General features: G+C 40.8%; 12 protein-coding genes. 8 read left to right on the top strand and 4 right to left on the bottom strand.

Translation table 11 applies throughout. The annotated features are described in order from the left end of the window. The 6 genes from bioA (at window position 1) to FLM54_RS08095 (ending at window position 6518) form a co-directional block, all read left to right on the top strand. Entirely contained in the window at window positions 1-1302 is a 1302-nt protein-coding gene (gene bioA, locus FLM54_RS08070) for an adenosylmethionine--8-amino-7-oxononanoate transaminase (protein WP_178956114.1), read from the top strand. Window positions 1303-1481: 179 nt separating this feature from the next. Continuing rightward, a complete protein-coding gene (locus FLM54_RS08075) occupies window positions 1482-2294 on the top strand; it encodes a hypothetical protein (RefSeq protein ID WP_178956115.1) in 813 nt (270 codons plus the stop codon). Next, complete coding sequence (locus FLM54_RS08080; protein ID WP_178956116.1) at window positions 2295-3335, top strand: ABC transporter substrate-binding protein; 1041 nt, start codon at window positions 2295-2297, stop codon at window positions 3333-3335. Continuing rightward, window positions 3335-4834, top strand: a complete 1500-nt coding sequence (locus FLM54_RS08085; protein ID WP_178956117.1) for an ABC transporter permease — start codon at window positions 3335-3337, stop codon at window positions 4832-4834. The genes FLM54_RS08080 and FLM54_RS08085 overlap by 1 nt, the downstream gene beginning before the upstream one ends. 13 nt (window positions 4835-4847) lie before the next feature. After that, on the top strand, window positions 4848-5858 hold the full coding sequence (locus FLM54_RS08090; protein WP_178956118.1) for an ABC transporter ATP-binding protein: 1011 nt from the start codon (window positions 4848-4850) through the stop codon (window positions 5856-5858). Between the two features lie 30 nt (window positions 5859-5888). Further along, window positions 5889-6518 carry a Vat family streptogramin A O-acetyltransferase gene (locus FLM54_RS08095; protein ID WP_178956119.1) on the top strand — a complete coding sequence of 210 codons (630 nt, stop codon included), beginning with the start codon at window positions 5889-5891 and terminating at the stop codon, window positions 6516-6518. A 3-nt stretch (window positions 6519-6521) separates the two neighbouring features. On the opposite strand, the gene FLM54_RS08100 is transcribed toward FLM54_RS08095, so the two are convergent. Beyond that, window positions 6522-6956, bottom strand: coding sequence for an ATP-binding protein (locus FLM54_RS08100; protein ID WP_008113825.1), 435 nt, complete (start codon window positions 6954-6956; stop codon window positions 6522-6524). Window positions 6957-7242: 286 nt separating this feature from the next. On the opposite strand from FLM54_RS08100, the gene asnS reads away from it, so the two are divergent. Continuing rightward, window positions 7243-8640: an asparagine--tRNA ligase gene (asnS, locus tag FLM54_RS08105; RefSeq protein WP_008113822.1), complete on the top strand. Its 1398-nt coding sequence runs from the start codon at window positions 7243-7245 to the stop codon at window positions 8638-8640. Between the two features lie 126 nt (window positions 8641-8766). On the opposite strand, the gene FLM54_RS08110 is transcribed toward asnS, so the two are convergent. The 3 genes from FLM54_RS08110 to FLM54_RS08120 all read right to left on the bottom strand — a co-directional run bounded on the left by FLM54_RS08110 (window position 8767) and on the right by FLM54_RS08120 (window position 11708). After that, window positions 8767-9846 carry an acyltransferase family protein gene (locus FLM54_RS08110; RefSeq protein ID WP_178956120.1) on the bottom strand — a complete coding sequence of 360 codons (1080 nt, stop codon included), beginning with the start codon at window positions 9844-9846 and terminating at the stop codon, window positions 8767-8769. A gap of 185 nt (window positions 9847-10031) precedes the next feature. Next, on the bottom strand, window positions 10032-10958 hold the full coding sequence (locus FLM54_RS08115) for an electron transfer flavoprotein subunit alpha/FixB family protein (protein ID WP_178956121.1): 927 nt from the start codon (window positions 10956-10958) through the stop codon (window positions 10032-10034). Beyond that, a complete protein-coding gene (locus tag FLM54_RS08120; RefSeq protein ID WP_109874613.1) occupies window positions 10959-11708 on the bottom strand; it encodes an electron transfer flavoprotein subunit beta/FixA family protein in 750 nt (249 codons plus the stop codon). It lies immediately after the preceding gene. A 220-nt stretch (window positions 11709-11928) separates the two neighbouring features. On the opposite strand from FLM54_RS08120, the gene FLM54_RS08125 reads away from it, so the two are divergent. Then, complete coding sequence (locus tag FLM54_RS08125; protein WP_109874612.1) at window positions 11929-13575, top strand: electron transfer flavoprotein-ubiquinone oxidoreductase; 1647 nt, start codon at window positions 11929-11931, stop codon at window positions 13573-13575. The last annotated feature ends 56 nt before the right edge of the window (window positions 13576-13631 follow it).

Raw genomic sequence — 13631 nt, forward strand, 5'->3', positions numbered from 1 at the left:
ATGAACACAAAACACACAATAGACCTTGATTTTGACCGAAATCACATTTGGCACCCTTATACATCAATGACTCAACCAATTCCGGTTTATCCTGTTACACACGCCAATCACGACCTTATACACCTAGAAACAGGCGAGAAACTCATTGACGGTATGGCCTCTTGGTGGAGCGCAATACATGGCTACAATCATCCCGTTTTAAATAATGCGATGACAGAGCAAATCAATAAAATGAGCCATGTAATGTTTGGCGGCATTACCCATTACAGCGCAGTGGAGCTTTGTAAAAAGCTAGTAGCAATAACGCCCGAGCATTTAAATAAAGTATTTTTAGCCGACAGCGGCTCGGTAAGTGTTGAAGTAGCGATTAAAATGGCGCTGCAGTATTGGTTAAGCCAAGGCATTAATACTAAACAAAAGTTAATGACTCCGTTTAAGGGCTATCATGGCGATACCTTTGCGGCCATGAGTGTGTGCGATCCGGTTAATTCTATGCATAGCTTGTACTCTGGCTTTTTACCTGAGCATGTATTTGTACCTGCACCTGTTAGCCAATTTCATGACGAGTTTAATCAAGCCGAGGCGGATGAACTAGAACACTATTTTTTAAAACACCACCAGCATGTTGCCGCCTTTATTATTGAACCCATAGTACAAAACGCAGGAGGAATGAACTTTTATCACCCTGAATATTTAGCCTGTGTGCGCAAGTTATGTACTCAATACGATGTATTGCTCATTTGTGATGAAATTGCCACAGGCTTTGGCCGTACAGGTAAAATGTTTGCTGTAGAGCACGCCAATGTACAGCCAGATATACTTTGTATTGGCAAGGCACTCACCGGCGGCACCATGACCTTATCAGCCACGTTAACGACCGATAAAATAGCGATAGGCATTAGCGAAGGTGAAGCCGGTGTTTTGATGCACGGACCTACATTTATGGGCAATCCACTCGCCTGCGCTGTGGCATGTGCCAGTATAGACTTATTGCTTGAACAAGATTGGCAAAAACGAATTTGTGAAGTAAACCAAGCACTTCAACAATTACATCAGTGTGGCTCACTTACTGATGTAGCTAATGTGCGCACTTTAGGTGCAATTGGCGTGGTAGAGCTGACAGATGAGGCAGGAATAGTAGATGTAGCTAAAATACAGGCTTATTTTGTTAGCCAAGGAGTGTGGATACGCCCATTTGGTAAGTTAATTTACTTAATGCCACCGTATATAAGTGACGATGCCAGTATTAAACAGCTTTGCGATGCTATATATAACGCCATAAAGGGTAAACATTACGTATAGATGGTTAATTATTTTAGCCACTAAAGTTAAAATTAAATTGATATTTCTATTTAGTTATTATTCCTCTGTAAAGTTTAGTAAATTTAACCCTTTGGCTTGATTTAGTGTGTTGATCTAAGGGATGTTTAGGGATATGATAATGACTATCATTTACAATAACATTTATGGACTCACTTGCTATGAAAATATTACTTAAGCCTGCCAAGACATTAAGTGCAACTTTTTTACTCGCTTCTGCGATTTTTGCACAACCGGCACTTGCTAACGGCCCAATTGGTGAGCATGTTAATCACCTTCAAGCTAATTTAAAAACCTACAACGAAGACGTTGAGTGGATGGTTTCAAAGGTTGATACCCTAGTAAGCGATTACGAGAAAAAAGGCGCTAAAGCAGTTAACACTGATGACTTAATTGAGTACTGGGAATCGGTTAAATTTCACAGCGCTATAGAAACAAATTACGTTCCTGTGTATGCCTCTATATGGCAAGGTTTGTATGGCATAAAAATGGCTATTGATAACAAAAAGCCAGCCTCAGAAGTACGTTTGCAGCAACAAGCAATGAACAATGCTTTATGGCAAGGCCTAGGCGCAGTTAAGTTAGCGGCTCAGTTTCAACAAAAAGGGTTATTAAAAAGCGTTAAAGCCACAGCAACAAAAGAAATGACGCAAAGCGCGACCATTGACGAAATTAAACACAAATTAGACCGAGTGGTTGCTAAATACGCAGAACGTTTAAGCGATGAAGCAACCAGCATAGTTCACGATACTTACTTGCATTTATTTGAAGGCGTTGAAGGCACACTCATTGAGCAAGACGCTAACTTAGTAGAAGTACTTGAAAAAGACTTTAACGTAACCCTACCGCAGGCTATTTCAGCTAATAAAACAGTAGACCAAGTACGTGACGTAGTTGTTGATATGCAAACTAAGTTAACTCGTGCACAAACGCTAATTGAAAAAGCAGAAAAGTCACGTAAGGATGTATTTTAAGTGGAACGCAGAACCTTTATTCAAGGCTTAGCTGCGTTAGGGATAGCTGGCGCTTTGCCGCTATCGCTTTCACACGCGTTTGCCGCTGATATTGCCAACCCCGTGTCGGTAGATACATTACCTAAACTAAAAGGCGCACTCACCCTTTATTTGGGACGTGGTGAAGGTGGCTTATACGAAAACGTTTTACAAGCCATTCAAAAAAAGAACCCGGATTTAGACCTAGCTATTCGACGCGGCCCAACTGCAGCTTTGGCTAATACGATTGTTGCCGAAGCTAAAGCGGGTGTTAAACGTGCAGACTTATTTTGGGCTGTCGATTCGGGCGCTATTGGTTTAGTAACCGATGCAGGGCTTGCTAAACCTATGCCTAGTGATTTATCTGCACAACTACAACCACAGTTTAGATATGATGAGTGGGCACCTGTAACTGGTCGTATACGTACTTTGCCATTTAATACTGAGCGTTTAACCAAAGAGCAAATTCCAACAAGCATTATGGAAATAGCCGACAGTGATTTAAGTATTGGTTGGGCACCCGCTTATGCTTCTTTTCAATCGTTTGTTACCGCTATGCGAATTTTAGAAGGCGATGATAAAACTGCTAAATGGCTTAAAAAAGTGCAAAAACGCTCAAAAACTTACGCTGGCGAACTCGGTGTAGTAATGGGCGTTGAACGTGGTGAAGTAGATATTGGTTTTGCTAATCACTACTACACGTTACGTTTGAAGTCTGGTAAGCCCGACGCTAAACTCGATCTTGCATTTACAGAGCAAGATGCCGGTTGTTTAGTGAATGCCTCCGGTATTTTATCGCTATCTGACGACCCACTAGCAACTAACTTTATGCGCTATTTACTCAGCGTTGAAGTACAGAGTTATTTAGCGAGCGAAGCGTATGAAATTCCGCTAGTAAATGACATAAAGCAACCTGATGGCTTGCCTAAATTAACCAGTATTTCGCCACCTAAAATAGACTTAACCCAGTTGGCTGACTTACGTCCAACTATTGACTTAATGCGCAGCAGCGGCGTTTTATAATGCGAATACCACCATCTTATCCTATGGCGCTGCTTGCAGCGCTTGTTACCCTTACCCCTATTTTTGTTTTAATAACGCTTGCCAGTGACGCAAGCTCTTTTTTTGATAGCCATAATTTAACCATTTTAGGAAATACCCTGTCGTTAATGGGCTTAACTGTATTAGGCTCAATTTTAATTGGTGTGCCACTGGCGTTTATTAGCGCTTATGTGCAGCTGCCATTTAAAAAGTTTTGGTTAGTAGTATTTGCCGCCCCTTTAGCTATACCAAGTTATATTGGTGCATTTACGCTTTATGCTGCATTTGGCCCTGGTGGTGAAATACATAACTTACTTGGTTTTGAAACCCCTTCTATGTATGGCTTAACTGGCGCCGCCATTGTAATGACCCTATATACCTTCCCGTTTGTAATGATGACAACCCGCTCCTCCCTACTTAGCTTAGATGCGAGCATGGTCAATGCAGCGCGTACATTGGGGATGTCGATGACACAAAGCGTGTTTAAAGTTATTTTGCCCCGTGTTGTAAATGGTATTGCTGCGGGCTCGTTACTCGTTGCCTTATATACGCTATCAGACTTTGGTACACCGGCAATAATGCGTCTAGATACCTTCACTCGCGTTATTTATGTAGAATATAACGCCTTTGAACTGAGCCGTGCGGCTATGCTGTCTATGCAGTTAATGGTGATTGTTGGCTTTTTACTAATGATTGAATCGCAAATTAAAACTGCGTCTGAACGCCAAGGCCGGCCCCTTATTTTATTCCCAAAAAAATGGCAATTAGGCGCGATGTTTGCCACCTTTGCACCAATTTTATTACTTGCTATTGGCTTACCACTCGCAGTATTTACACTTTGGCTAATGCGTGATGGTTTTAGTTCGTTTGATTTTAGTATTGCTTGGCACTCTACTTACGCTTCAGCCATTGCAGCTATTGTTACAGTTATTGTGGCTATTCCTGTAGCGCATGCAGCATTAACTGGAAAAGCAGGTAAAGTAATGGAACGCGTTACTTACTTTGGTTTTGGTATTCCGGGGATTGTTATGGGCACAGCGCTTGTATATGGCGGCTTACAACTGCCATTTTTATATCAAACACTGGGCTTGTTGATCATTGCTTATATGCTACGTTTTTTACCGCTTGCGGTTGGCTCTGTGCGTACCAGCACCGAGCACCTTGATCCAAGCTTAGTAAAATCAGCCCGTGTGTTAGGCGCAAGCCCACGTGAAGCTTTCACACGTATTACTTTACCACTGACTATGCGTGGTATTATTGCAGGGGCCGCTTTAGTCTTTTTAGAGTCGATGCGTGAATTAGAAGCCACACTATTATTGGGTCCAACTGGTTTTGAAACCTTATCTACGTATTTATGGCGTGTTTACGAAGCTGGTTATTTTGGCCGCGCAGCAATACCTGGTTTATTGTTAGTGGTGATTTCGGCGGCGGCTTTAGCTATTATGATGTCTGGCGAGAAACGCAACCAGTTTGAACATTAAGGATTTTATATAAATGCTATCTGTAAGTAAGTTGTCTATAGATTATGGCAGTAATCGTGTTGTTAGTGACTTAAATTTCACTTTAGGTGAAAGCGAAATTTTAATGCTTGTTGGTCCAACAGGTTGTGGTAAAAGTACTATTTTACAAGCCCTAGCTGGGCTTTTACCAATTAGCGAGGGTGAAATTAAAGTTGCTAAATGGACTGCTACACCAAAGTATACTGTAGCCCCTGAAAAACGCAGTGTGGGTATGGTGTTTCAAGACTTTGCGCTGTTTCCCCATTTAACGGTTGAGCAAAATGTGTGTTTTAAACTAAAAGACACAAACCCTGCTGATCATTGGATAAAGCTACTCGGTTTAGATGCGTTTAGACATAAAAAACCAGCGACACTTTCAGGGGGGCAAAAACAGCGTGTTGCATTAGCGCGCACCCTAGCCCACCAGCCAGACTTTGTATTACTTGATGAGCCACTATCAAACTTAGACGCGGCTTTAAAAGACATGCTACGTTGGGACATACGTAATGCGCTTAAAGAAGCCGGCGTACCCGCTATTTGGGTAACGCACGATCAAGAAGAAGCACTTTCGGTGGGCGATCGCGTGGGTGTACTAAAAGGCGGAAAAATACAGCAAATTGATAGCCCAGAGCAATGCTTTAGTGCACCCAACAATCGCTTTGTGGCACGCTTTCTAGGTGAAGCTAGTTTTATAAAAGGAACGCTGAATAACGGCCAAGCACTTACCGATATTGGTAATGTTCCCGCTCATGGTGTTGACTGTGAAAACGGTGAGGTAGAGGTGTTACTTCGTCCAGATGATGTATTATTAGTACAAAGCAGTGTAGGAAATAATGGCGAAGTAATTTGGGTTCGCTTTGAAGGCGGCAGCAGATTATGCGCCATAAAACTAGCCTGTGGTACTGTGGTTACAAGTCGCGTGAGTCATGAAGTAGTGGTAAATCCTGGTGATAACGTACATGTATCGCTTAGTACCTCTCATCCACTGGCGGCATTTAAAAGCTAGCGCTTTATATATTCTACTTTGGAGGAAACTATGAACGGACCAAATCCAAACAATCCATCACCTATGGAAGGGTTTCCTCAAGTATGTTATTTAAAAGACTTTATCACCTCTGCGAATATAGAGGTTGGTGATTATACCTATTACGACGACCCTGATGGCCCTGAAAACTTTGAAAAAAATGTACTTTACCATTTCGATTTTATCGGGGACCGTCTTATCATAGGTAAGTTTTGTGCGATAGCTAAAGACGTTACTTTTATAATGAATGGGGCTAATCATCAAACCTCCGGCTTTTCTACCTATCCATTTTTTATATTTGGCAATGGCTGGGAAAAATCTGCACCTCAACAAGGTGATTTACCTTTTAAAGGTGATACTGAAATAGGTAATGATGTGTGGATAGGTTACAACGCTACTATTATGCCTGGGGTCAAAGTTGCTGATGGTGCCATTATAGCAAGTAAATCTGTGGTAACGTCTGATGTGCCCGCCTATAGCATTGTTGGCGGTAACCCTGCAAAATTGATAAAAAAGCGTTTTGATGATGCGACAATTAATAAACTTTTAGCAATTGCATGGTGGGACTGGAGCAGTGAAAAAATCACCGCTCATTTAGATGCCATTACACACTCTGATATAGACGTATTAGCTAAAATTTAATAATTACCACTCAAACATGTAGGCCATTTTACTAATGGTTTTTAACGGTATGTTATGGCTATTGCGTTTAGCGTATAAGTGTTGCATTGATTTATCTTTCACTTCGCCAACAATCACTTCTTTTACCTGGTAGCCTAAAGCAATGGCTGCTTGTGAATAGGCAATAAATTCCCACTTTTTGATATTGGTGTTATCCACTATTACCAGTTCAATGCCTTGTGCTAAGGCATTAATAAAACGGGCCAAGTTTAAATTATGATATTGCGATAATTTAAACTTATCAAAATGGTACTCACCCTGCTCGTTAACAAAGTAATCATCTGTTGAGCAAATAAAATATTGGCTTTCATCTGCTCCGGAAAGTTCCTCGGCGAGATTTTGCGCATAATATGACTTACCACTGCCTGGTAGCCCTCGTAAAATAAAAACTTGTTTCATAGCATCCATTTTTTATTAATACGTCACTTCGGTTTATTTAGTAATAATGCCACAAATTGATGAAATTTCAGAGCAACAAATGGTAATAGTGGTTATTTAACTGCAAAAATTGGTTAAAAAAACAACGTACCACTAAAAACTTTTAAAGAGTTGCCCACAACAGTTTTTTTATTTTACTTTACTAGGTATTATACAAGGTTCAAGTGCAGTGACCTCAAATGCTAAAAAGCATGAGTAACGCACAGTTAATTTATATAGTTAGGCAACTTATATCATTGGAGTGAAGATGAGCCATTTAGCGATTTCAGAGCTATTAAAAGGCAATGTTGCGGTAGACAGCCAAGTAACCATTAAAGGCTGGATCCGTACACGCCGCGATTCAAAAGCAGGAATATCATTTTTAGCCGTTCATGACGGTTCGTGTTTTGATCCTATTCAAGCGGTAGTTCCTAATTCACTGAATAATTATGATGAAGTTACAAGCTTAACAGCAGGCTGTTCTGTGTCGGTTACCGGTGTATTAGTACAATCAGCAGGACAAGGTCAATCTTTCGAAATTCAAGCTAACTCAGTGACTGTGTTGGGTTGGGTTGAAAACCCAGACACCTACCCAATGTCGGCTAAACGCCACAGCATTGAGTATTTACGCGAACACGCTCACCTTCGCCCTCGCACTAATATGATTGGCGCAGTAACACGTGTCCGTAACTGTTTAGCACAAGCAATCCACCGCTTTTACCATGAGCAAGGGTTTTACTGGATCAGCACGCCAATTATTACTGCAAGTGACTGTGAAGGCGCAGGTGAGATGTTCCGCGTATCAACGCTTGATATGCAAAATCTGCCAATGACAGACAAAGGCGAGATTGATTACAGCGAAGACTTTTTTGGTAAAGAAGCCTTTCTAACGGTATCTGGCCAACTTAATGGTGAAACGTACGCTTCAGCAATGTCAAAAATTTACACCTTTGGCCCAACGTTCCGTGCAGAAAACTCTAATACTTCACGCCACCTTGCTGAATTTTGGATGGTAGAGCCAGAAGTTGCGTTTGCTGATTTAGAAGACATCGCAAAACTGGCTGAAAACATGCTTAAGTACGTGTTTAAAGCCGTATTGGAAGAACGCCGTGACGACATGGAATTTTTCGCATTACGTGTTGAAAAAACAGCCATTAGCCGTTTAGAAGAATTTGTTGAAAAAGACTTTGCCCAAGTTGACTACACCGACGCTGTAGAGATTTTAAAAGCGTGTGGCAAGAAATTTGAGTACGACGTTGAATGGGGTGTAGATTTACAGTCTGAGCACGAGCGCTACCTAGCTGAAGAACACTTTAAAGCACCGGTTGTTATTAAAAACTACCCGCGTGATATTAAAGCATTCTACATGCGCCAAAACGAAGACGGCAAAACTGTTGCTGCTATGGACGTAGTAGCACCAGGTATTGGTGAGATCATTGGTGGTTCACAACGTGAAGAGCGTCTTGATGTATTAGATGCACGCCTTGAAGAGATGGGCTTAAACAAAGAAGACTACAGCTGGTACCGCGATCTACGTAAATACGGTAGCGTGCCACACTCTGGCTTTGGTTTAGGGTTTGAGCGCTTAGTTGCTTATGTTACCGGTATGGGTAACGTACGTGATGTAATTGCGTTCCCACGTACTAAAGGCAGCGCAACTTACTAAGCTAAGCTTTGTAACGTTAAATAAAAAAACCAACCCGCGGGTTGGTTTTTTATTGTCTGATATATTAATTTGCATAAATACTTGAACAATTTGCCTCCCGCTTAGGGAAGCAAATTGTTATAAATACTAAATCTTTATAAATATTTTTCGTTTATAAAGCATATTCGAAATTACCCAAAAGCCAATAACATGCAATAAAGCAAAGGTGAACGATGCCAATTTAGCGCTCATAACTAAGGCGAGTTGCTGATACATCCAATCCCCTAAGTTTAGCTCTCCAATATTAATCAGTGAATAGCTCAGTACCCACACAGCCGATAATACATATATAAACAGTGGGTTTGATCCATACACAATTAATGGATTAACAAGACGCTCAGGTTTAACAATGTCACAAAGCCAAACAAAAAATGCCAACACAAAACAAGCAATCCCGGATGTGTAAATAACAAAGCTACTGGTCCAAAGTGATTTATTAATTGGCATAACCATTGAGGTTAATTGCCCGATAACAACTGCAACTACACCAATAACTAATAAACGCTTAATGCTTGTCCACTGGCTACTTGTGCTCGTTAACAGGCGGGTCACTTCAAAACCAAACAAGACACTCACCACAGAGGGTAACGTACTGATCAGCCCTTCTGGATCAAATGCTAGCCCTTTGCCTTGCCATAAATGCGACTCACCTAGTACGGCAATATCAACCGCTCTAACTAGGTTATGTTCGAGTGTATAAGCGTTTTCAGCGCCAACGCTTAACAGTAATAACCAATAAGCAACTAAGATAATAACCGATAGCGTTAACACCCCTCGCCTATTTAAAAACAACACACAGATAGACGCTAAAATATAGGCTATCCCTATACGTTGCAGTACACCTAATATTCTCAAGTTTTCAATATTGGTAGTAAAGGGATAAATATTTAAAGCTAGACCAATGGCAAATATAATTGCTCCACGTTTAACTAGTCTTAATACTTGGCTAGCACTGGCTGCACTGTTCGTTTTTTTGAACGAAAAAAACATCGCAGAGCCAATAATAAACATAAAAAACGGAAAAATTACATCTGTAGGGGTACAGCCATGCCAATCTGCATGAAGTAAAGGGGCATACACATGGGACCACGATCCCGGAGTGTTTACCAGTATCATTAACGCTATGGTTAGCCCACGCATAGCATCAAGTGCTTTATACCTTGTCATTTTGGCTCCTATTTAATAATTTGTATTTCTACAAATGACAACGCTGTCACTTTGTAGTAAAAAAACTTAAATCGCAAGTAATTTAGATAAGTGGAGTTGTTGAATTAAAAAAGCCGCAGAATCAATAATGAAACGGCGGCTTTAAATCAGAATTTGTTACTTTAGGAGCGGTTTATTGCTTTCCTTTATAGTGCTTGCTCTAACTGTGGTAAAACATCAAATAAGTCAGCAACTAAACCGTAATCAGCTACTTGGAATATTGGCGCATCAGGGTCTTTATTAATGGCAACAATAACTTTTGAATCTTTCATACCTGCAAGATGCTGAATGGCACCACTAATACCCACAGCAATATATAAATTAGGCGCGACAATTTTACCTGTTTGCCCTACTTGCATATCGTTAGGCACAAAGCCCGCGTCAACCGCTGCACGTGATGCACCAATAGCGGCACCGAGTTTATCGGCAATGCCATTTAATAATGCAAAATTTTCACCATTTTGCATACCACGACCACCCGAAATAACCACATCTGCAGCCGTTAGCTCTGGACGCTCTGATTCAGTTTGTTCAACACTAACAAAACTGCTTAACTGTGAATCAGAGACTGCATCTACAGCGGTTACATTAGCTGGAGCTTGCTCGCCTTGTAAATCAAAGCTACTTGCACGTACTGTGATCACTTTTTTACTATCGAGCGATTTAACCGTTGCAATAGCATTACCCGCGTAAATTGGACGTTTAAATGTATCAGCGTCAATTACATCAATAATTTCTGAAATTTGCGCTACATCTAATAATGCGGCAACACGCGGCATAAAGTTTTTACCTGTAGTAGTTGCACTTGCCATAATATGGCTGTAACTATCTGCAAGTGATAACACTAGATCTGTCATGCTTTCAGCAATTTGATGCTCATAAACTGCATTATCAGCAAGTAAAACATTCGCAACACCCTCAATGCTCGCGAGTGACTCACTCATGGCGCCAAGGTTTATGCCTGCTAATAATACATCTACGTCAAAGCCTAATTTTTTAGCGGCATTAATCGTTTTTGAGGTTTCTGGTTTTAAGGCACCGTTATCGTGCTCTGCAATTACAAGAGTTTTCATTTAAATCACCTTTGCCTCTGTTTTAAGTTTTTCTACAAGCTGTGCAACATCTTCAACAATAATCCCGCCGCTACGTTTTGCTGGCTCTTCTACACTGACCAATTCAATACGCGGGGCTAAATCTACACCTAGCGAATCAGCCGCAATAACTTCTAACGGTTTGCGTTTGGCTTTCATAATATTAGGTAGCGACGCATAACGTGGCTCATTCAAACGTAAATCTGTGGTGACTATTGCGGGTAAATTAAGTGCAACGGTTTGTAAACCGCCATCGACTTCACGAGTGACATTTACTTTGTCATTTTCAATAACCACTTTAGAAGCAAACGTACCTTGACCACGGTTAGTCAGCGCCGCTAGCATTTGACCTGTTTGATTATTATCAGAATCGATTGACTGTTTTCCTAAAATAACCAGTTCAGGCGATTCTTGTTCAACTACTTTGGCAAGCAATTTTGCTATATGTAAAGACTCTAAGTTTTCTTCTGTTTCAACATGAATCGCTTTATCTGCGCCCAAAGCCAGTGCTGTGCGTAATTGTTCTTGAGATGCTTTAGCGCCAATAGTAACAACAACTACTTCAGTTGCAGTACCCGCTTCTTTTAAACGAATCGCTTCTTCTACAGCAATTTCACAAAATGGGTTCATGGCCATTTTAACGTTAGTTAAATCAACACCGCTGTTGTCAGGTTTAACGCGAGCTTTTACGTTGTAGTCGATCACTCTTTTTATTGGTACGAGAACTTTCATAGGGACTCCATAATTATTTAAACCTATAAGCTAACGTCTACGTCAACCTATTTATTTTATGAAATCAGACTACTTCCTGTTGACGTAAACGTCAACCTAAAATAACCTTAAACTATTCACAACCTGTAACGATTAATTTGCATAACAAAGAAACAGGTTGCTTAGCTTACTTTTTGCCAAATAATGCAAAGGTGAGTCCGTCATAGATAAAGAGGTTATTATGATTGAACGCGAAACCATGGAATTTGATGTTGTAGTTGTAGGGGCAGGTCCAGCGGGGCTTTCAACAGCAATTAAACTCGCGCAGCAAGCACAAGAAAAACAACAAGAGTGCATGATATGTGTAGTTGAAAAAGGCTCAGAAGTTGGTGCACATGTATTATCAGGTGCCGTTTTTGAAACCAAAGCACTTGACGAATTACTGCCAAATTGGCAGGAACTCGGCGCTCCTGTTTCGACTAAAGTGGTAAATGATGAGATTTACTGGTTTAACAACGAACATAAAGCAACCTCAATTCCTCACTTTGCTACACCAAATACATTTCATAACAAGGGTAACTACATTGTTTCTATGGGTAATGTATGTCGCTGGTTAGCAGAGCAAGCAGAAAACCTTGGAGTAGAAATATTTCCAGGCTTTAGTGCGCATTCAGTCATTATTGAAGATGATGTTGTAAAAGGCATCATTACTGGCGATATGGGTGTAGATAAAAATGGCAATGAAAAAGACGGTTACATGCCAGGTATGGAGCTACGCGCTAAGTACACAGTATTTGCTGAGGGCTGTCGCGGTCATCTAGGTAAGCAACTGATCAATCAGTTTGCTTTAGACGATGAAAGTTCACCACAGCATTATGGTTTAGGTTTTAAAGAAATTTGGCAAGTTGATGAATCTAAACATCAATTGGGTAAAGTTGTACACGGAACTGGTTGGCCATTAAGCGGTGACACTGGCGGTGGCGCCTTTATGTATCACAGCGAAAACAACCAAGTGGTTGTGGGGTTAATTGTTGATTTAAATTACTCTAACCCACACTTAAGCCCGTTTGATGAATTTCAACGATTAAAACATCACCCTATTTTCAAAAATACGCTTGAAGGTGGAGAACGCATTGCTTACGGTGCACGTGCTATTGCAAAAGGCGGTTTACATTCATTACCAAAAATGCATTTCCCAGGTGGTTTATTAGTAGGTTGTGACGCTGGCACGCTTAATTTTGCAAAAATTAAAGGCAATCATACGGCTATGAAATCAGGCATGATAGCCGCTGAAGTTATTTTTAATGCGCTACAAAACGATTTAGCTAATAATGATTTAACCCAGTACACCGCTGAGTTTAAAAAGTCATGGGCGTATAAAGAGCTGTATCAGTCTCGTAATTTTGGCCCTGCTATGCATACCTTAGGTAAATTTGCAGGCGGCGCATATAACACGCTTGATCAAAATATATTTAAGGGTGCCCTACCGTTTAGCTTTAAAGATAACGTACCTGACCATGCAACTTTAAAAGACGCTAACCAAGCTGAAAAAATTAACTACCCTAAGCCTGATGGCAAACTCAGTTTTGATAAGCTTTCTTCGGTATTTTTATCTAATACTAATCATGAAGAATCGCAGCCGTGTCACTTAAAACTAAAAGATGCATCAATTCCGATTAACGTTAACTTAGTTAAATTTGACGAGCCAGCACAGCGCTACTGCCCTGCCGGCGTTTACGAAGTACAAGAAGTAGAAGGCGAGCAATCCTTTGTGATCAACGCGCAAAACTGTGTGCATTGTAAAACCTGTGATATTAAAGATCCGAGCCAAAATATTACCTGGGTAACTCCCGAAGGTGCTGGTGGCCCTAACTATCCCAATATGTAACAACCTTTCTATAGAAATTATAAACTTATCCTAAATTGCAGGGGCTTCGGCCCCTT

Origin of the sequence: Pseudoalteromonas sp. Scap25 (assembly GCF_013394125.1) — a bacterium.
Classification (GTDB): Bacteria; Pseudomonadota; Gammaproteobacteria; order Enterobacterales; family Alteromonadaceae; genus Pseudoalteromonas.

Bases quoted from the DNA above. Each gene is read 5' to 3' on its own strand.
- FLM54_RS08095 (WP_178956119.1), top strand. From the start codon at position 5,889: ATGAACGGACCAAATCCAAACAATCCATCACCTATGGAAGGGTTTCCT.
- FLM54_RS08110 (WP_178956120.1), bottom strand. From the start codon at position 9,846: ATGACAAGGTATAAAGCACTTGATGCTATGCGTGGGCTAACCATAGCG.
- FLM54_RS08085 (WP_178956117.1), top strand. From the start codon at position 3,335: ATGCGAATACCACCATCTTATCCTATGGCGCTGCTTGCAGCGCTTGTT.
- bioA (WP_178956114.1), top strand. From the start codon at position 1: ATGAACACAAAACACACAATAGACCTTGATTTTGACCGAAATCACATT.
- FLM54_RS08120 (WP_109874613.1), bottom strand. From the start codon at position 11,708: ATGAAAGTTCTCGTACCAATAAAAAGAGTGATCGACTACAACGTAAAA.
- FLM54_RS08075 (WP_178956115.1), top strand. From the start codon at position 1,482: ATGAAAATATTACTTAAGCCTGCCAAGACATTAAGTGCAACTTTTTTA.
- FLM54_RS08100 (WP_008113825.1), bottom strand. From the start codon at position 6,956: ATGAAACAAGTTTTTATTTTACGAGGGCTACCAGGCAGTGGTAAGTCA.
- FLM54_RS08090 (WP_178956118.1), top strand. From the start codon at position 4,848: ATGCTATCTGTAAGTAAGTTGTCTATAGATTATGGCAGTAATCGTGTT.
- FLM54_RS08115 (WP_178956121.1), bottom strand. From the start codon at position 10,958: ATGAAAACTCTTGTAATTGCAGAGCACGATAACGGTGCCTTAAAACCA.
- FLM54_RS08125 (WP_109874612.1), top strand. From the start codon at position 11,929: ATGATTGAACGCGAAACCATGGAATTTGATGTTGTAGTTGTAGGGGCA.
- asnS (WP_008113822.1), top strand. From the start codon at position 7,243: ATGAGCCATTTAGCGATTTCAGAGCTATTAAAAGGCAATGTTGCGGTA.